20 protein-coding genes and 1 pseudogene are annotated in these 17,122 nt (G+C 70.2%); 11 read left to right on the plus strand and 10 right to left on the minus strand.

Annotation, left to right across the window (positions count from 1 at the left end):
• Positions 1-58: 58 nt before the first annotated feature.
• The 5 genes from ACWCYO_RS11290 to ACWCYO_RS11310 all read right to left on the minus strand — a co-directional run bounded on the left by ACWCYO_RS11290 (position 59) and on the right by ACWCYO_RS11310 (position 2,703).
• The gene (locus ACWCYO_RS11290) at positions 59-253 is read right to left on the minus strand and encodes a hypothetical protein (RefSeq protein ID WP_449784067.1); all 195 of its coding nucleotides are present in this window, start codon (positions 251-253) and stop codon (positions 59-61) included.
• 285 nt (positions 254-538) lie between these two features.
• Positions 539-1,144, minus strand: coding sequence for a hypothetical protein (locus ACWCYO_RS11295; protein ID WP_449784068.1), 606 nt, complete (start codon positions 1,142-1,144; stop codon positions 539-541).
• Between the two features lie 56 nt (positions 1,145-1,200).
• Positions 1,201-1,608, minus strand: a complete 408-nt coding sequence (locus ACWCYO_RS11300; protein WP_449784069.1) for an Imm7 family immunity protein — start codon at positions 1,606-1,608, stop codon at positions 1,201-1,203.
• Between the two features lie 11 nt (positions 1,609-1,619).
• Positions 1,620-2,234 (minus strand): hypothetical protein, encoded by a 615-nt coding sequence (locus tag ACWCYO_RS11305; protein WP_449784070.1) that lies wholly within the window; start codon positions 2,232-2,234, stop codon positions 1,620-1,622.
• Between the two features lie 283 nt (positions 2,235-2,517).
• Positions 2,518-2,703 carry a hypothetical protein gene (locus ACWCYO_RS11310; protein ID WP_449784071.1) on the minus strand — a complete coding sequence of 62 codons (186 nt, stop codon included), beginning with the start codon at positions 2,701-2,703 and terminating at the stop codon, positions 2,518-2,520.
• Between the two features lie 561 nt (positions 2,704-3,264).
• Here ACWCYO_RS11310 and ACWCYO_RS11315 point away from each other — a divergent pair.
• Positions 3,265-3,714: a DUF6210 family protein gene (locus ACWCYO_RS11315; RefSeq protein ID WP_449784072.1), complete on the plus strand. Its 450-nt coding sequence runs from the start codon at positions 3,265-3,267 to the stop codon at positions 3,712-3,714.
• A gap of 1,284 nt (positions 3,715-4,998) precedes the next feature.
• Here ACWCYO_RS11315 and ACWCYO_RS11320 read toward each other — a convergent pair.
• On the minus strand, positions 4,999-5,709 hold the full coding sequence (locus ACWCYO_RS11320; protein WP_449784073.1) for a hypothetical protein: 711 nt from the start codon (positions 5,707-5,709) through the stop codon (positions 4,999-5,001).
• Between the two features lie 206 nt (positions 5,710-5,915).
• On the opposite strand from ACWCYO_RS11320, the gene ACWCYO_RS11325 reads away from it, so the two are divergent.
• The 6 genes from ACWCYO_RS11325 to ACWCYO_RS11350 all read left to right on the plus strand — a co-directional run bounded on the left by ACWCYO_RS11325 (position 5,916) and on the right by ACWCYO_RS11350 (position 9,409).
• The gene (locus ACWCYO_RS11325) at positions 5,916-6,506 is read left to right on the plus strand and encodes a DUF6939 family protein (RefSeq protein WP_449784074.1); all 591 of its coding nucleotides are present in this window, start codon (positions 5,916-5,918) and stop codon (positions 6,504-6,506) included.
• A 553-nt stretch (positions 6,507-7,059) separates the two neighbouring features.
• The gene (locus ACWCYO_RS11330; protein ID WP_449784075.1) at positions 7,060-7,644 is read left to right on the plus strand and encodes a tetratricopeptide repeat protein; all 585 of its coding nucleotides are present in this window, start codon (positions 7,060-7,062) and stop codon (positions 7,642-7,644) included.
• 69 nt (positions 7,645-7,713) lie between these two features.
• Positions 7,714-7,866 (plus strand): tetratricopeptide repeat protein, encoded by a 153-nt coding sequence (locus tag ACWCYO_RS11335; RefSeq protein ID WP_449784076.1) that lies wholly within the window; start codon positions 7,714-7,716, stop codon positions 7,864-7,866.
• Positions 7,811-8,170, plus strand: a complete 360-nt coding sequence (locus ACWCYO_RS11340) for a tetratricopeptide repeat protein (RefSeq protein ID WP_449784077.1) — start codon at positions 7,811-7,813, stop codon at positions 8,168-8,170. The genes ACWCYO_RS11335 and ACWCYO_RS11340 overlap by 56 nt, the downstream gene beginning before the upstream one ends.
• Positions 8,167-8,664 carry a tetratricopeptide repeat protein gene (locus tag ACWCYO_RS11345; RefSeq protein WP_449784078.1) on the plus strand — a complete coding sequence of 166 codons (498 nt, stop codon included), beginning with the start codon at positions 8,167-8,169 and terminating at the stop codon, positions 8,662-8,664. The genes ACWCYO_RS11340 and ACWCYO_RS11345 overlap by 4 nt, the downstream gene beginning before the upstream one ends.
• Positions 8,665-8,869: 205 nt before the next feature.
• Entirely contained in the window at positions 8,870-9,409 is a 540-nt protein-coding gene (locus ACWCYO_RS11350; RefSeq protein WP_270151829.1) for a GNAT family N-acetyltransferase, read from the plus strand.
• 22 nt (positions 9,410-9,431) lie between these two features.
• Here ACWCYO_RS11350 and ACWCYO_RS11355 read toward each other — a convergent pair whose 3' ends face one another.
• The 3 genes and pseudogenes from ACWCYO_RS11355 to ACWCYO_RS11365 all read right to left on the minus strand — a co-directional run.
• A complete protein-coding gene (locus ACWCYO_RS11355; protein WP_449784131.1) occupies positions 9,432-10,550 on the minus strand; it encodes an IS630 family transposase in 1,119 nt (372 codons plus the stop codon).
• A 387-nt stretch (positions 10,551-10,937) separates the two neighbouring features.
• On the minus strand, positions 10,938-12,332 hold the full coding sequence (locus tag ACWCYO_RS11360; RefSeq protein ID WP_449784079.1) for an endonuclease domain-containing protein: 1,395 nt from the start codon (positions 12,330-12,332) through the stop codon (positions 10,938-10,940).
• 47 nt (positions 12,333-12,379) lie between these two features.
• Positions 12,380-12,945 (minus strand): annotated as a pseudogene (locus ACWCYO_RS11365) (winged helix-turn-helix domain-containing protein); the annotation flags it as partial.
• Between the two features lie 56 nt (positions 12,946-13,001).
• Here ACWCYO_RS11365 and ACWCYO_RS11370 point away from each other — a divergent pair.
• The 4 genes from ACWCYO_RS11370 (at position 13,002) to ACWCYO_RS11385 (ending at position 16,400) form a co-directional block, all read left to right on the plus strand.
• On the plus strand, positions 13,002-13,658 hold the full coding sequence (locus ACWCYO_RS11370; RefSeq protein WP_449784080.1) for a TetR/AcrR family transcriptional regulator: 657 nt from the start codon (positions 13,002-13,004) through the stop codon (positions 13,656-13,658).
• A complete protein-coding gene (locus ACWCYO_RS11375; protein ID WP_449784081.1) occupies positions 13,655-15,082 on the plus strand; it encodes an MFS transporter in 1,428 nt (475 codons plus the stop codon). Before ACWCYO_RS11370 ends, ACWCYO_RS11375 begins: the two co-directional genes overlap by 4 nt.
• A 467-nt stretch (positions 15,083-15,549) precedes the next feature.
• Positions 15,550-16,170: a DUF4158 domain-containing protein gene (locus tag ACWCYO_RS11380; protein WP_449784082.1), complete on the plus strand. Its 621-nt coding sequence runs from the start codon at positions 15,550-15,552 to the stop codon at positions 16,168-16,170.
• Positions 16,167-16,400 (plus strand): hypothetical protein, encoded by a 234-nt coding sequence (locus ACWCYO_RS11385; RefSeq protein WP_449784083.1) that lies wholly within the window; start codon positions 16,167-16,169, stop codon positions 16,398-16,400. The genes ACWCYO_RS11380 and ACWCYO_RS11385 overlap by 4 nt, the downstream gene beginning before the upstream one ends.
• Before the next feature lie 18 nt (positions 16,401-16,418).
• Here ACWCYO_RS11385 and ACWCYO_RS11390 read toward each other — a convergent pair whose 3' ends face one another.
• On the minus strand, positions 16,419-17,054 hold the full coding sequence (locus ACWCYO_RS11390; RefSeq protein ID WP_449784084.1) for a TetR/AcrR family transcriptional regulator: 636 nt from the start codon (positions 17,052-17,054) through the stop codon (positions 16,419-16,421).
• Positions 17,055-17,122 lie beyond the last annotated feature (68 nt).

A 17,122-nucleotide genomic window follows, 5' to 3' on the forward strand; every position in this document is an offset into this window, starting at 1 on the left:
CGCCGGCCGGCCCCCCGCGCGCCCGGCCCCCCCCCCCACCGCCTTTGCACCGGCGCATCTACCGGCGCCGATCCTCCTGGAGGATCGCCTGGCCCGACAGGAGGCTCTCCAGGACCTGGCCGTGCTCGGCGACCGGGGCGCTGAGCCTCTCCAGGGGCTCGGCGTGCGTCCGCAGGACCTGGATCCGTTCGTCGGTCCGCTCATCGGCTCGGCCGGAGACCATGACGCCGAGCGCATCGGGGATGCGCGTCATCGACCGGGGCTGCCCGGCCTGGCTTTTGGGGTGGCGTTCAGTACCCGGGCACGGGCCTGCGGGGCGGAGCGGACCTCCGCGCGGTCCCGGCCGGCGGTCACCGCCGCCGTCGCATTCGTCGCCGAGGCCTCACCGCGCAGGCGGCCGACCTCCGCCTCCAGCGTCAACAGCCGCGCCCGCAGGCCGTCCAGCGCGCTCTTCTTTCCCCATCTCCAGGTCTCTGCCCGGCCGTCCGTGGTCCTCTGACGTGCCGCTACTGCCCATCCGGATGCCTCAGAGCGAGCGTCAGCTCTGCCGGGTCCTGAGCGCGGCGACGCTCCGGGCGAGGTCGAAGGCGGTGACGGGATCGCGTTCGTTCGTCCAGGGTTCCGCGCCGCACCAGGGGCCGATGCGGCGGAACTGCTCCAGTGCGGCGTCGTAGCGTCGGGCCTTGACCAGGTAGTGGGCCAGGAGGTGCCGAGGGTGGTACAGGCTCTGGTCGTCGTCGGGGGCCTGGTTCAGTGATCTGGCGACGTTCTCCAGCAGATCCTTGGCCGTGCGTGAGGACGGGAGGGCCGAGGGGCCGGAGCGTCGGGTGAGTTCGTACAGCGCGTGCAGGTAGACCCCGGCGAGTGGGCTGCCGACCGGTGCCTTGTGCGCGGTGCGTTCGGCGAACTCCATCATCAGCTTGTCCGTGCCGGCCCACTTCGCGCACCAGTACTGGAGGGCCTGGCAGTGGCCCTCGTAGTGGTGCGGGGCACGCGTGACGAGTTCCCTCCAGAGCCGGCGGAACTCGTCGTGGTCGTACCGGAGCCCGCGGGCGGCGGTGACCATGACCACCCAGGGGCCGGGGTCCTCGGGCGCGAGCGAGGCGGCCTTCTGGACGGCCTCCATCGCAGCGTTCAGGCCCACGACCGAGCCTGCCCGGCCCGCGCCGGCTGGGGTGTCAGCCACGTCCGGCTGCGCGGTCAGCCACGAAAGGGGTCTTCCAGGACCGGGATGCACGGGGACAGCAACGGCTCCGCGTGCTCGTCGACCTCGCCCCGGACCATCCGGAGGACACGGACCTCGTTCCCGTGTACGGAGTCCTCGTCATCGCGCACATGCAGCAGGCCGTACGAACCCGGCGCCCGCACGCCGACCTCGCGGAAGAAGTCGAGGATCTCCGGAGCGCGGTGATTCGGCTGGCCCCCGAAGTGGACGAACACCGCGCCGTTCATCCAGCGCAGATCCAGGAGGTAGGGGCTCGCGATCTCGTCGATCCTCCGCTGGATGCCCTCCGCGACCATCCGCAGGCGCGCGTCCTCACCGGCGATGTCGCCGTCGTCGGCGCCGGCGGTCTCCAGAACGTTGATCCAGCCGTGGTACTCGAACATGGCACCGCAGCCTACGGGCGGGCCCGCCGGCCGTGCATCAGAGTTTCGTTCACCCCGATCCGATCACGCGGGCCGCGGGGTGCCGGCCAACCCGCTGCGGCCCGGCGCACCCGCGGATCCGGGTCGGCCAGCAGGGCGGTGGGCGGCTCGGCGAGGGTGGGGTTGGCAGCGGCCAGCGCGCGGACCTCCGGATCGCCGTGCCCGAGGAGGTGCCCCAGCCCGGTGCGCGGAAGCCGCGGCAGCATCAGCAGGTACGCACGCTGACGCGGCGTGGCGACGAAGGCGTCGAGCACGACCCCGGGCGGAGCCCGCGGATGGTTGTACACCAGCAGGTGGCGCACCTCAGGATCGGGGTCCTCGGCCAGACGGTGCGCCAACTCCCCCGGCAGCCGGGCCCACACCGCGGCGACCCGTCGCAGCAGGGGGTGCTCGAGGAACATCTCGCCGACCGGCCCGATGCATTCGGCCGCGTGGCCCACGACCCGGTCGATGGCGGCACGCTGCGGCCAGGTCCGCGGCAGCGGCTGCAGTAGGGCCCGGCTCCGTACGGTGGCGTCCGGGTCCTCGGCCAGCTCCGCCAGCAGCGCCGGATCCGGGTCGGCCCGGGCGGCCACCCGCTCGCGCACCTTCGGATCGGGCCGCGCGCCAGGCGGGCGACGACCTCGCCCGGAGTGTAGGGGTTGGAAGCGAGCGACCACAGGTCGCGCCCCTGCGCGAGGCACCGCTCGGCGACGGTGCGGGAGACGGTGTAGTTGATGAGCAGCAGATGGCGGTAGTGGCAGTCGCGTTCGGGCAGCTCCGCCTCCATCGCCGCCGGGTCCAGGATCCTGCTGTGCTCGCGCGCGGCCTCGGACACCACGGGGTCAGGGTCGCCAGGAGGGCGTCGCGCTGCGCGGGGCTGAGCCACTGTCACAAGCCGGTCGCCTGGGCCCGCAGCTCCGGATTCGGGTGGTGAACCATCTCCCCCGGCGGAATCGATTGCGGGATCTGCCGGGAGAACTCCAGCTCCTGCCGGATCTCGGCGGCGGTGAGCACCTGCCCGCCTTCGTCGTCCCGGGCGGTCAACAGGGCTTCCAGGACGGCGTCGGGCAGCACCTCGGTTCAGCCCAGATGCGGCCTCCGCCCCGCCGCCAGAGCCGCGCGCACGAGGAGTCGGGGTCGTCGACCAGCCGGCCGCGCTGCCCGGGATCGGCGTACCGGTTAGGGGCGAACGCGCGGCGGACCGCCCGCTCAGGGTGCTTCAGCACCGCTTCGACGACGTCGGAGGGAAGGGCACGCTCCCCGCAGAGGACCGGCCAGGCGGCGCGTCCCTCCGGGGCCAGCAGACGCAGCAGGACATCGGACGGCGCGGCGGGGTTGGCGGCGACGCCGCGCAGCCGGGCTTCTGTGAGCGGGGAGGAGGACATCGGGCCATCGTGCCAGCGACCGGAGCCACCGGTCGACGGCTGATCAAGCCGCTGGATTTTCCGCGGAAAATTCCGGCGGGACGAGGCAGATCACTTGTCCGCACTGTCCGCCCGGGCGGCCTCTCGCCGAAACCACTGGTTCGGCAGGCTCCAGCACTGCTTCGATGACCTCACGGCCTTCGTCGCGGAACCCACGTGATTGGAGCGGCTCCGCCGATCGGCTACAGGCCGACCCACAGAGACTGACTCGATGACAGACGCGCATTCCCACGCCAGGCCGAAACGACACGTCTACCTCGATCCCGACGGCTGCGGCGTGGGCTGGATGTTCGTCATCGTGGCGGCGCCCACCGGAGTCGTCTACCAGAACCAGTGCGGCGGCCACGCCTGCGCGCAGTACGAGCAGGAGGGCTACCTCGTCCCGCTCTACGGGGCGGACCTGGACGAGGAGATGAAGGAGATCTTCGTTGGCGAGCTGAACGGATGGGGCGTCCGGGGTACGGAGTGGACACCCGAGGTGCTGGCCCGGCTGCGAGCCGCCGTTGACTCCCTGGGCATCTACGGCTTCGGTCGCGAGGACGACCTCTATCCGCCGTCCCTGATCCTCGACGAATCCCGACTCGCGGAGGCGGCCGAAGCCTGGATCCCGGTCGTCACTCCCGACGGCCCCGGCGTACTGGTCTGGGAGAACTCCGATTAGCTCTGTGGCGCACGGCTTCGTCGGACTGCTCGATCGGGCGACGAAGGCAGTTGTCCCGTTCCGGATCCAGATCCCTCTACCGCTACGCCTGGAGCATGTCCGAGACGGATTCCGTGAACACGCGCACGGCACGGTGTGGCGATGACGGGCTGAGAGGGCAACTCGGTCGGCCGTCGGCGCTGCTCGACCGACTCCGCCGAGGCTGTCGGCTTTCCTGTAGCTGTGGGCGCTCCCCGGCCGCGGGAACCGACCGGCCGATTTTCCGCGGAAAATTCGGCGCCCTCGGACGGGAGTGCCATCGGCTTCCGTGCCACCGGGCCGGCCGACGCGAACGAGATTCCCGTGATGCCCCGGGCCCACCACGGAGAAGCGAACTCACCCCGCATGGACGTGGAAAGGTTGACCACCCGTTCCCGGTTCGATGGTCCAGTCGCGGCGATAGCGTCGGACCGTGGCGGAGCGCGCGTATGACAACATCACGATCGACCTACCCGACTTCGGCGCGACGGTCCGGAGACACCCGAGGATGTTCTTTGGGGCCGCCCCAGGCGACCGGAGCTTGGCGACGCACATCCTGGTCGCTGTCGGGAAGGACCTGCTGCATCCGCCGCCGTCCGTTGCCCCGGCTCCTGGGTTGCGGGCCCGGCTGGAGGTCACTGGCGACCGGGATATGACCGTCACCGTGAACCAACCCGGCGCATGGGAACCCTCGGTCGTGCCCCGCTCCGGCGGGTGGGCCACTGCCTTGCTGGGAGACGAGTGGTAGTCCTTGTGCGCGGCGGCGGCGTTGTCCGCCGAGGTGGCCGTCGCGCGGTGGTGTGGGGAACGGGCGTCCAGGCAGCGCCTTGCAGGGCCCCGACCGCTCGCCGCCGTCCAGGAGTTCCAGCCGTCGGACGGCGGCAGCGGTATGCGCGTGAGCCTCACCCTCGACCCGGCGTACGTCGGGACTGACTTCGTCCTCCCGACAGATCTCGCGGATCTGAACCTGCATGACCCGGACTGCTCCGACTCCCCCGGGACGGGGCATGTCCTGATCCGGGACCATCGGAGCGGCCCGGAGCCGGGGGACGTGCTCCACCGTTGACCCTGCAGGCCGGATGCGTTGCCTGGTCCTTGCCTGCGGGCTCCGGATTTTCCGCGGAAAATTTCGTGGTTCGGGAGCCGCAGACGGCTCACCGGCAAGGGCCCTCGCAGTGGCCGGTCTCTTCGCCGGAAGCCCGCCCCCGGAGACGGCTTCCGGTGGGCTCCGGATTTTCCGCGGAAAATTCTCCGAGCGGATCGCGGTCACTCCCGGCGGACCCGGTCCGGTACCGAGAGGAACGGCAGGTGCTCCGGCTTCCCCTCGAAGTCCACGAGCGTGCTCTCGAGGTAGCGGGCGCACTCCGCGTGCGCCTCGATGGTGAAGAAACCGCTCGGGTCGTAGAAGTCGACGAAGACGGTGTCGGAGACGCCGTTGGGGCCGGTACTCGGGGGTTTCAGTTTCAGCTGGATGTGGTCGGGCGCCGCCTGGGACTCGACCGTCCATCCTTGCGCGGTCAAGGCACCGCGGGCTCGCTCCAGCGCCTCCGCAGCCTGCGGGTGCTTGAGCCCGGTAACCGTCAAGCCCGCGCTGATCGCCGCCGTGCGGGGCTCGTAAGGGGCGGTGTCTTCCAGGTTGTCGAGGAAGTGGGAGAGCCCCCGCCCGTGGCAGTCATAGATGTCGGCCTTGATCCCGAGGCTGTTGCTCAGATTGAGCACCAGCCCGTTCGGCACATCGAGCGAGTCGTAGACGGCCAGTGTCTGGCTGTTCAGATGCTCAGCGGTGGCAGCCGGATCGGCCACCGGGAACGGAGCGCCCTCCCACACCCCGGTGACCTTCACCCCGCCGAGCATCACCGCACCCGCCACCGCGAGGACCGCGAGCGCGCGGGCCGCCCTGCGTCCCCTACTGCCTTGCCGAATGCCATTCCCCATGGTTCGAATCGTGGACGGTCCGTCCCGCCGCTTCATGAGCACCCGTACTCAACTTGGCTTCCGTACCCACTCCCCCACCGGTGCCGTGGCTTCGCATAGGACGGTCTCTTCGTCCTCGCCGACGGCGGCCATAGGCACACACGCGTCGCTAGCTCGTCAGCGCTGCCCGGCCGTACGGAAGGGCGGGATGTCAGTGGCGTCGGGGATGCTCGGTAGCTGCTGTCATCGAACCAGGGGGCCTCATTCAGATGCCGATTCGTATCGCCAGCCGTCGCCGTGGGATGGCGTCACTGACCACCGAATACCCCGGCGCAGAGATCATCGACGTGACGTCCAAGGCACCGGATCCGTGGGTGCGCTTGAGCCCCTTCTACCCGCACGGCGGCATCCCGGTTCCCTACAGCGAGGGAGTGACCAGCCAGTCCGTGGAAGGGATCTGGCAAGCCCTCAAGGTCTTCCAGGACGCCGATGTCGACCCCCTGAGGCTCGAGATCACCACGATGCGAGGGCTGAAGCGGACCGTGCGTCGATACGGACCCGTCCAAGGTCACCGGGCCGGTCTGCACGGTGACCGGCTACTGGCCTACGAGACGGCTCGGCGCCGGATCTATCTGCCCTCCTATCGGTGGATCCTCGAGCACTGCGTCGCCGATCTGGTTGAACTGCTCAGGGAGAAGGAGGACGTCGTGCTCCTGGACTACACCACCAACGGGGACGTCACCGATCACGCGAGCCCGCTCTCCCACGCCGCGCTGATCCAGCTCCACATCGAGGGGCGCTGGCCCGACGAGGACGACGAGGCCGAGGTCTCCACCGTAACCACCGGCTGGATGCCATGAGCGGACCAGTGACGGAGGTTCCGGGGAGCGGGGGGTTCCGTGGGCGCTCGGCCGTGGCCGAGGGATGGTGACCCGCTGATTTTCCGCGGAAAATTTCGGAGGAACGTCGGGCAGCCGAGGGTGGGCCATGATCGACCCCACCAGGCCGACCGGCCGGCCTTGCTTAACGACGGGCGCGGTGCCTGACACCGCAGAGGTGAGAGGGCGTCGCAGCACTGGTTGCCGGGGGCTCCCAGTCCTGCGGCACCCGGCGCTCGGCCGTCCCGAATTTTCCGCGGAAAATCCCGGGCACCGAACGGAGCCGGTGCAGATCCGTCCGGCTGCCGAGCGACAGCCCAGGGCTACCGACACGCCTCGAGCGCGTAGACACGTCAACGACCGCTATCGCCCGGGCTGACGGGAATCAGTTCGCTCTGCTGACCGCGCTCGGATTTTCCGCAGAAAATCCCGGGAGTCCTCGCCGGCTTCGAGCGCGCTGAGAGACCTCCACCGCCTCAGCCTCATCGACCACCTCACCGACAGCCCTCTCGACAGCGTCCGCATCCATCAGCTCGTGCAGCACGCCATCCGGGACACCCTCAGCGGCCCCGAGTTCACCCGCACCGCGCAGGTCGCGGCCCAGGCCCTCACCGCGGTATGGCCGGACGAGGACCACACCGACCGGGACCTCGCCGCCCTCATCAGCACCTACCGGAGGGCGGGCCTCTTCCGCGAGGCGGTCGATCTCGGGGAACGTACGGTGGCGGACTGCGAGCGGGTGCTGGGCTCCGGGCACCGCGCCACCCTCGTCGCCCGTGGCAACCTGGCGAGCGCGTGCAAGGAACTCGGCCTCGTCGATCGGGGCATCGCCCTGAGGGAGCGGACACTCGCCGACCGCGAGCGGGAGCTGGGCACCGATCACCACACCACCGTTACCACCCGCAGCAACCTCGCACTCGACTACATCGAGGCCGGGCGCTTCGACGAGGGCATCGCGCTCGGGCGGCAGGCGCTCGCGGACCGCGAACGGATCCTCGACCCCGACCATCCCGACACGCTCACCACCCGCAGCAATCTCGAGCTCGGATTGAGCCGGACCGGCCGGATCACGAGGCGATCGCGCTGGGAGAGGAGGTCCTCGCCGATCGCGAACGTGTGATCGGGGCCGACCATCCGGACACCCTGGTCACCCGCGGCAACCTCGCCGCCTGCTATCGGGCGCCGGTCGTTGGCAGAGGCCATCGTCCTCGGCCAGCGCGTTCTGGCGGACTGTCAGCGCGTCCTGGGCAACGACCATCCCAGTACCCTTCGAACCAGCGGGAACCTTGTCGCCAGCTATCGGAGCGCCGGCTTCCTGGGGAACGCCATCGACCTCGGCTGACAGACGCTGGCCGACCACGAACGCGTCCTGGGCACGCAGCACCGCCGCACCATCGACATGCGGCACGGATCTCGCGGCCTCTTACGACCAGGCCGGACACCCGGAAGAGGCCGTCATCCTCGGTCGACAGGTGCTCGCCTCCCGCGAACAGTTCCAGGGCACCGACCACCCCGACACGCTGCTCAGCCGCGGGAGCCTCGCTGCCTTCCACTTCCAGGCGGGGCAGTTGGATGACGCCATCGCCCTCGGGACACAGGCCACCGCCGACTACGAGCGCGCCTCCACGGCAGCGACCACTCGATGACGCTCGCGACCCGCTGCAACCTGGGAAGCTTCCACCACCACGCCGGGCACCGCGACGAGGCGGTCTCCCTGTTGACCGACGTCGTCGAAGCCCGGGCCCGCCTGCTGCCTCCCGACAACGGGGAACTGGTCGCCACGCGCGTCAGCCTGGCAGCCGTCCTGACGGCGCGAGGCCGCACCCTCCTACCGGAGGACACGGCCGGTGCGTGGCGCGACGCCGGGGCCGCCGTCCAGACCGTCGGCCCGTGCCTCGCCGACGCTCCCACCGCCTACGGCCCGGCGCTCGCGGACGCCTACCGGCTCGCCGCCGACGCCCTGGCTGTTGACGGCCAGCCCCAGGCGGCTGCCCCACCGCAGTCTCGCCGCGACGGCTCGAGCGGCGGGCAGCGTGGCGCAGACCGGGCTCGCGAAGGGCAGTGGATCGTGAGCGGATCAGTCTGTCCTCGGATTTTCCGCGGAAAATTCCCGTCCTCGGCTCCACATACGGACCGGTGAGCTCCTGACACGGGACGTCCTCGGGCCTCAGACGTCACGGCCCAGCGATCGCCGGCGAACCGGGCTAGTGCTGTGACCGCGAAGGTTCACCGGGTCAGTGACCGCCTCGCTGCCCTGGGGGCGTGTTGAGTCCCATCGGCTGGGCGGTAACAGCCCTGAGGAAAATGGATTGCCTTGGGACCGAGGCCCACGTTGGCTTGGCAACATGACTGAATTGCGTACCGATCGCCTCATCCTCCGTCGATGGCAGGACTCTGACCTTGAACCGTGGGCGGCGATGAATGCCGATCCCGAGGTCCGCGAGCACTTGGGTGACCTGCTGACCCGTGAACAGAGCGATGCCTCCGTGGCACGGTTCCAGACCGAGTTCGACGAGCGAGGCTACGGATGGTGGGCGCTCGAAGTACTGGCTACGGGCGAGTTCATCGGCTTCGCGGGCCTGGACCAGGTGGATGACGGCATGCCGTTCACGGGGGTGGAGATCGGTTGGAGGCTCGCTCGTTCAGCCTGGGGCCAGGGCTACGCTACCGAGGCCGCCGTGGCGGGTCTGGCCTTCGGCCTTGAGGCCCTTGGACTCCCCGAAATCCTGGCGGTAACGACAGCCACCAACCTCCGCTCCCAGGCGGTCATGCGCCGGATCGGCATGACCCGGGATCCCGCTGACGACTTCGACGACCCCGCCGCGCCCGAGGGGCCACTGCGTCGGAATGTGCTGTATCGGATCGCCCGGGGTACGAAAATGTGACGCTCCGCGCTCGGTCGCCTGATCACGCGGCGAGAGCGGGTCTGCCGCCCCAGCGGAGGCCTTTCTCGCTGCGGATGCGGGCGCGTTCCTTGCGCTGGGCGGCGAGGACGTCGGGGTGGCGGGCGTTGGCGTTGCGCCAGCGCAGGTAGCGGTGCAGTGCGCGGGTCTGGACCGTATGGTTCGGGTGGTTGGAGTTGGCGAGCGTGAACTGCCTCAGTGCGCCGAAGTGCGCCTCGATCGGGTTCGCCCAGGAGGCGTTGGTCGGGGTGAAGCACAGGTGGACGTTGTTGTTCTTCGCCCAGCGGAGGATCTTCTTGCCGTTGTGGGCGGAGAGGTTGTCCAGGATCACGTAGACCGGGGCACCGTCCGGACGGGCGGCCCGGATCGACCTCAGCGCGGCCAGCGTGTTCGCGATGCCCTTGCGGCGGCGGTTGACTCCCCACAGGGCGTCGTCGCCGACGGAGTAGCAGCCGTGGAAGTACGTGACGCCGTGGGTACGGTGGTAGGTCGCCGGGAGCCGGTCAGGCCGGCCCTGCTCGGCCCAACAGCTTCCCGCGGTGGGGCGGATACCGAGCGGGCCGAACTCGTCGAACGCGAACGTGCGGTCGGGGAAGTACTCCAGGACGTGTTCGATCCGGTCGAGCTTGGCATCGTACTCGGGGTCGGTGGACTTCTTCCAGGTCTTGGTGCGCTGGAAGGTGACGCCGCGTCGGGCGAGCAGGCAGCGCAGGGCCTCGCGGCCGATCCGGACCACCCGGCCATGGACCTTGCGCAGGTAGGCGAGCAGTTTGCGGATGGACCAGCGGGTGAAGGGCTGCCCGAGCTTGGTAGGTCGGGTGGTGGCCGTCTTGATGACGAAGTCCTCGTCGTCAGTGCTGAGCAGGCGGGGACGGCCTCCCGCCCACTGAGGGCCCAGGCAGGCCAGGCCGACCTCGTTGAACCGGTGGATCACGTCCCGCACGGTGTCCTCGTCCGCCTTCACGAGCTGGGCGATCACCGGGACCCGGTTGCCGCCGGCCGAGGCCAGCAGCATCATCGCGCGCCGATAGCGCACCGTGTTCGTGCTACACCGGCGCACGATCCGCTGTAACTGCTGCCCTTCCTGATCGGTCAACCCCCGGACCCTGACCGGCTCCGCCACCATGCCTCCCCGCACCGAATCGGATGTCCGTCTACATCCAACCGGTTCAGACATTGCCACGGCCAACCCGGCGAACCTATGCGGTCACGGCACTAGCGATTTGCTGAAGTCAAGGAACACGGACATCGTCCCACGCATCGGTTGCTAGGACCGACGAACTGACCGTTGACCGCTGGTACTGGGCACCGTGCTGGGCGTTGAGGGTGCGTCGGCCGTTGTCGGCACTTCTGCCGTGGGCGGGCGATGTGACGCTTCGACTGCGGCTCACGGCCCCGGCGGTTGTTCCCGGGCGGCGAAACGGATCCATGGCCTGTGCCCGTCGTCGCAGTTCCGGGGGTGGGTTCGGTGCGGGCCGCCGCGTACCCGCCGTCGAGCGTGCGCGGGTGTCTACCTCCCCCGCCCCCCTGCCAGTGCCGGGTAGCGCAGCTCCAGCCCGAGCACAGCCGCGGGCGGCTGCTCGTGGTAGCGGACCCAGAACGGGGCCGCCCCCCGCTCCGCCTGGGGGTGGCAGCGGTGGCAGAGGAGGCCGCGGGTGAGGCCGGTGTGCGGGTCGTGGTCCTCCGTGTAAGCGGGGCGGCCGGCCTCTGGGAGCGAGCCGCAGATGGCGCAGCGGCCCTGGTGGTAGGCGAGGAGGCGTTCGGCGGGCCGCTGGCGGTGGTCGTACGGCGGCACCGACCAGGACAGGTAGGCCGGGGCGCCGGCGTTCCAGCGCTGCTCCCACTGCGCCCACAGGCGTTTGCGGACGGCGCAGCGTTCGCAGTCGGCGGGGCAGCCGCCGTCGGCGGGTGGGCAGAGCGGGGCGGTGCCGAGGGCGTGGCGCAGGTCGAGGCGCAGGCGTTCGAGGGGTGGGGCGTCCTGCGGGGCCCAGCCGTCGGGGCCGGGGGGTGGGAGGGGGTGGTCGAGGAGGACGGCGGGGGCCATGGCGAGGCGGTCGGGGGTGACGGTGTTCGGTTCGAAGATGAGTTCCGGCACGCGGGCGGCGATGGCCTTGACGATGCGTCCGGGCATGGTATTGGAGTCCAGGCGCCGACCGTTGCGACTGGTGAGCAGGGGCCGGCGGCCGGTTTCGGGGTCGCGGCCGTCGACGCGGTGGGGGAGGTAGTCGGCGATGGCCTGCCACACCTCGCGGGAGGGCTGATGGGTGATGGTGCCGTCGCCCTTGGGAGCGGGGCAGGTGAGGGTGCGGATCCGGCGGTGCGGGTCCTCCTCGTGCAGGTCCTCCAGGTCGATCCCGACGGCCTGCCGGGGGCGCAGGCCGTCCAGGAGGAGGTGGACGAGCAGGCGGTCGCGGTGCGGGGCGGTGTCGTAGGGGCCGCGGCGGTGGAGTCCGGGCAGGACGTCGTCGGCCGCGTACTGCAGGGCGGCGGCCTGTTCGAGGGTGAGCGGCGCGGTGCGGGGCAGCGCGGTGGGCGCGGGGCGCAGGGCCGCAGCGTTGAACGGTGGTTCGGGGATGTGGCCGGCGCTGGCGGCGTAGGCGTAGAAGGCGGCGAGGGCGGCCAGGCGCCGGGCGGGGTTGTGCAGGGAGACGCGCGGGGCCAGGGGGCGGCGGGAGGGCCGGTCCGGGTTCGGGGGCCGCAGGGCCGGGGCGTACGCCCAGGTGGAGGCCGTCGACTCGTTGGCGTTCCAGGCGCCGATGCCGGTGGTCTCCTCGGTGAAGTACAGCCAGTCCCGTACGTCGGCCTCGTAGCGGATGGGCGTGGTGCCCTGCAGGGCGCGGCCGTGCTTGCCGAGGCCGGCGGCGAGCCACTGGGCGAGGACGTCGTACGGGTCGGGGCGGGTCACCGGGAAACTGTATGCGCGGGACGGGACAGGTTTGTTAGCTTGCCCGCCGACAGGTGGCCACGACCGCGCTGGCAGAGCCGGTCCAGGGGCGGGGTTCGGCCGCGGCGTCCCCAGGTGCGGGCCCGTGCCGGCGTCATCGAGACCCCGGCCTCGTCCTCGGACACCAGCCAGGCCCCGAGCGCCGCCGCTAGGCCTTTACCTGCGGCCACACCTGCTTCTTCCACACCTCGATCGCCCCGTCGTCGCGCTCGATGACCCGGCGGACCGGCTGCTGGCACGACCAGCCGTTGCGTGGCATCAGCTTCCACACGCCCTGGACGGTGTACGAGACGTGGAACCGGCGGCCGATCAGAGTCTTGATCCGCGCCAGCGTCCACCGCTGGTCCTCCCAGCCGTGAGCGAGCGGACCCTTCGATTCCAAGCCGGCCGAACCTCCCTGCCGCCAGGCCTGACGCCACCGCTCCACCGATCGCACGCTCACCCGGAGGTCAGCCGAACACCGTCCTGCACTGCGACATGAACAAGCGCCTCGACCTATCAGGCGTGACCATTCCCGGTCAGCGTGCCGCCGTGAGCGAGCGAGCCGAGGCGGACCCCGCCACCCGCTGAGCAGAATGATCACTCACCCAATGAGTAGACAGTGTCTATGAATGATGGTAGACACTGTCTATGACTGATGGGAGCTCCCTTCGGGAGCGGTTGATCGATGCCGGGGTCGACCTTGTGCTGACCGAGGGCTCCGCGTCCGTGGGCCTGCGGGAAATAGCCCGCCGGGCGGGGGTGTCGCACGGGGCGCCGCGTCGGTACTTCCCCACGCACCACTCGCTGCTCTCGGCTATCGGCCGTCGCGGCTTCGAGGATCTCGCGGCCATGTTCGAGGCCGCGGTCGCCGGCACGACCACACCGCGTGGCCAGTTGGAGGCTCTCGCGCGGGCGTACGTCGGGTACGCACTGGAACGCCGCGGCATGTTCGAACTCATGTGGCGGCACGACCTGCTCGACGGCGCGGCGCAGGCATCGGACCAACCGAGGCTGCGCGAGTCGACCCTCCCGCTGTTCGGACAGTTCACCGGACTCGTCGCCCGATGCCGATCGGAGCGGGATGCCGCGCGACGCGCCGACGGGCCGAACGAGGCCGGACCGCCGCCTGCGGTGACCGCCGCCGCCCTGTGGTCAAACCTGCACGGCATCGCCCAGCTGTGGGCCTGGGGCAGCTTGCAACTCGCCCTCGGCGCCCCACCGCTGGACGGCGACCCCGACGACGACCAACGCGACCGGCTCATCGCGGCAGTTCTGGACGCCCACCTCGGCCCGGTGACCTCATGACCGCACCCGCACAGCGGCAGATTGCACTTCTGGTCAGCGTGGTCGGCGCGGTGATCGTCGCACTGGACGGGACCATCCTGCTCATGGCGCAGCCCGGCATGCAGCGTGATCTCGGCGCGAGCGTGGCGCAGATCCAGTGGACGAGCACCGGCTATCTGGTCGCCGTGGCCGCGTTACTCGTGATCGCCGGGCGCCTCGGGGATCGGTACGGGCACCCGCGCCTGCTGTTCGTCGGCGTCCTCGGTTTCGGGGCTGCCTCGGCCGGGATCGCGCTCGCGCCGGCCGTCGGCTGGGTGATCGTCCTGCGCGCGGTGCAGGGCGGGTTCGCCGCGTTCCTGCAACCTGCGACGCTCGCGCTGCTACGGCTGGCGTATCCCGCGGACCGGCTCGGCAAGCCGATCGCCATCCGCACCAGTGCGATCGCGGTGGCGGCAGGGTCCGGTCCGCTCCTGGGCGGTGTTCTCGTGGCTCATCTGGGATGGCGCGCCGTCTTCTGGGTCAACGTGCCCCTCGCGTTCGTCATCGCCGTCCTCGCCCTCGCCGTACGGACGCCGGCACCTCAACGTGCCGACTCTCCACGGCTCAACCTCACCAGCGCGGGCCTGCTAGCGGTCGCGCTCGCAATCCTGGTCCACGCCTTGGCCGACGTACCCGCGCGGGGGTGGACCGCCGCGCCGACGCTGCTCGAATGCCTCGCCGTCATCGGCATCGCAACGGTGCTCACCTGCCACGAACGCCGCACCACACACCCGATCGTTCCGCTGGCCGTAGCGCGGTCCGTACCGGTGACCGCGTCGATGGCGATCCTGCTGGTCACCACCGCCAGCCTGTTCGGCGCGCTGTTCAGGGCCACCTTCTATCTCCAGGACGTACTTCGACTCGACCCACTCGACAGCGGTCTGCGCGTACTCCCGCTGACCGTGCTCATGGTCCTCGGCTCACCTGCCGCGGTTGCCGCACTGCGCCGGTACGGTGCGCGCCGCACCGCGATCGCCGGTACGGTCCTCGTCGTGGTCGGCGTCGCGGGGCTGTCCCGGCTCGGTCCCGCCAGCACATGGATGGCCATGGCTGCAGCCTTTGCCGCCATCGGTGCCGGGTTCGCCACCGTGATGGTCACCGCCACCGGGACCGTCGTCGGTGACGCGCCGCCCGGGTACGCCGGGGTCGTCAGCGGACTCAAGCAGACCGCCATGAATATCGGGCCGACCCTCGGCATCGCCGTCGCGGCCAGCGCAGCCGGCACGGCTGCTTCAACCATGAGCTCCACTCTGCTGATCCTGGCCGCACTCGCCGCTCTCGGCCTGCTGCCCGCGTCGCGGCTGCCCCGGCGTCAGGCCCACCAAGAAGGAGACGACACGACCGCCTCACGCCCGGCGCAAGCACCAACACCACAGGCAGCACCCGCTCGACACGCAAACAGTTGAGCAACCGCCGAACACACCCAGGCTGATCCGGTCATGTATCAGACCGATCTTCGGTGTCGGCAAACGATGGCAGGCTCAAAGGGTCAGTGCATCACACACCCCGTAAGTGACCATGTTTGGGTGGAAATGCACGTGCGTGACTGTGGTTTCGCGGCGGCTCAGCAGGGGGTCCAGCCAAGGTACGTGCAAAACGGGCCATGACGTGATCTTGAGGCCCTGGTCCGGTCCGCCAGACATGTACCACCGCCGACTGCCATCCGTCCTAGGTATCGGGTTTTCGATCTTCGACCGGGAGCCAGAGTGTGAGTATGCCCGCGCGGGCGGGGGTCGCCCGCGTCGGCTTCGGGTTGGGGTGCCGGTAACGACCGTGTCATGAGCCCCAAATGCGGGTGATCTTTGGTCGTTTGTCCGCGTTGACCTGGGGTTGTCCGGCATGATGCGGGGCCATGGGGCGGCAGCCGGTGGGCATGGACGAGCTGGTGGAGCACTGGACGGTGCTCGATGACGAGGTGGACCTGGTCGCGGGGAAACGCGGCGGGACGCGCGTCGGCTTCGCGCTGCTGCTGAAGTTCTACACCCGGCACGGCCGGTTCCCCCGGGGCCGGATGGACTTCCCGGACGAGGTGGTGGAGTTCGTCGCCCGGCAGATGGGTGTGCCAGCTGCCGACTTCGAGTCCTACCAGTGGTCCGGCAGCACGATCGAGTACCACCGTGCCCAGATCCGCGAGCACCTGGGCTTTCGGATGTGCTCGGTGCAGGATGCGGAGAAGCTGACGGCCTGGCTGGCCCGGCAATGTCGCGCACGCCGAGCGGAATCCGGACCGGGTGCGCGAGGAGCTGCTGAAACGGTGCCGGGAGGAGTTCATCGAGCCACCGGCGCCGGACCGGATCACGCGGATGATCCGCTCCGCGCTGCACACCGCGGAGGAGACCTGGTTCACTACGGTCTTCGCCCGGCTGCCCGAGCTGGTGCGGGAGCGGGTGCTGGCCCTGGCGGCAGTGGCACGCGAAGGCGCCGAGGTGCCCCGCCGGCGTCGACTGGTCGAAGTTCATCGGCCGCCGACTGGAGATCACCGACGGGTGGATGAACAGCGGCTTCCGCCCGGAGAGGTTCTCCGGGACTGTGGTGGCGAACACCGCCGGTACGCCCGAGGGCCACCTGACCTTCGACAACGGATTTGTCTTCGGCCCCGAGTACTGGGACATGTACGACCTGGACCGCGGGGACTGGGTGCGCTTCACCGCGGACGGCTGCGAGTGGTTGGCCGATGACGAGGAAATTCCGGGGGAGTCCGGTCCTGCCGACGGCGCACGATGACCGGCGCAGCAGGCAGGGCTACCGTCTGGGGGCCCGGGATCCGACCTGGGACACCGGGGCCGAGGAGATCGGGCTCTCTGGGTACACCGCATCCAGCAGACTGCGGACAAACTGATCGGGGTCGTCCAGGCCGGCGGCAGCCAACGTGCGGGGACCGTCCGCCAGCAGGTGGAGGATGGCACCGTGCAGGGCGAGCGTGACGCTTGCGGCCCGCTGCGGGGTGACGGGAAGCCCGGCCGCCCGCTGGGCCCGTTCGAAGCCCGTGAAGTCGGCGGTGGCGATCTGGTCGAGGATCGCTGACAGCCAGGGCTTGCGAGCGGCCTCGGTCTGCAGTTCCAGGAAGGCGAGCATGCGGGGGCGCCCCGGCCCGGCGAGGTTCGCGAGCAGCCCACGGAACATGGACACCAGGCCCTCGCGGTCGGTGGGCCCCGCTTCGGAGGCTGTCACCTGTGCCGTTATGGCGTGGTACTGCTCCACACACCGCTCCGCCACCGCGCGCAGCAGGGCATCCCTGGTCGGGAAGTAGTTCTTCGCGGTCCCCAGTGGCACCCTCGCGGCTGCGTCGACGGCCCGGTGGGTCAGACCGCGCCCACCAGCCTCTGCCAGCACCGAGATGGCCGCGTCGCCCAGCAGATCACGACGATCCTGATTCACAGTCAATTCCCTTTGTCTGTCGACACCTTGTATGCGCCACCCAAGTGTGCTACCACAGATGTGGTAGT

The organism is Kitasatospora sp. NPDC001683 (assembly GCF_053596495.1).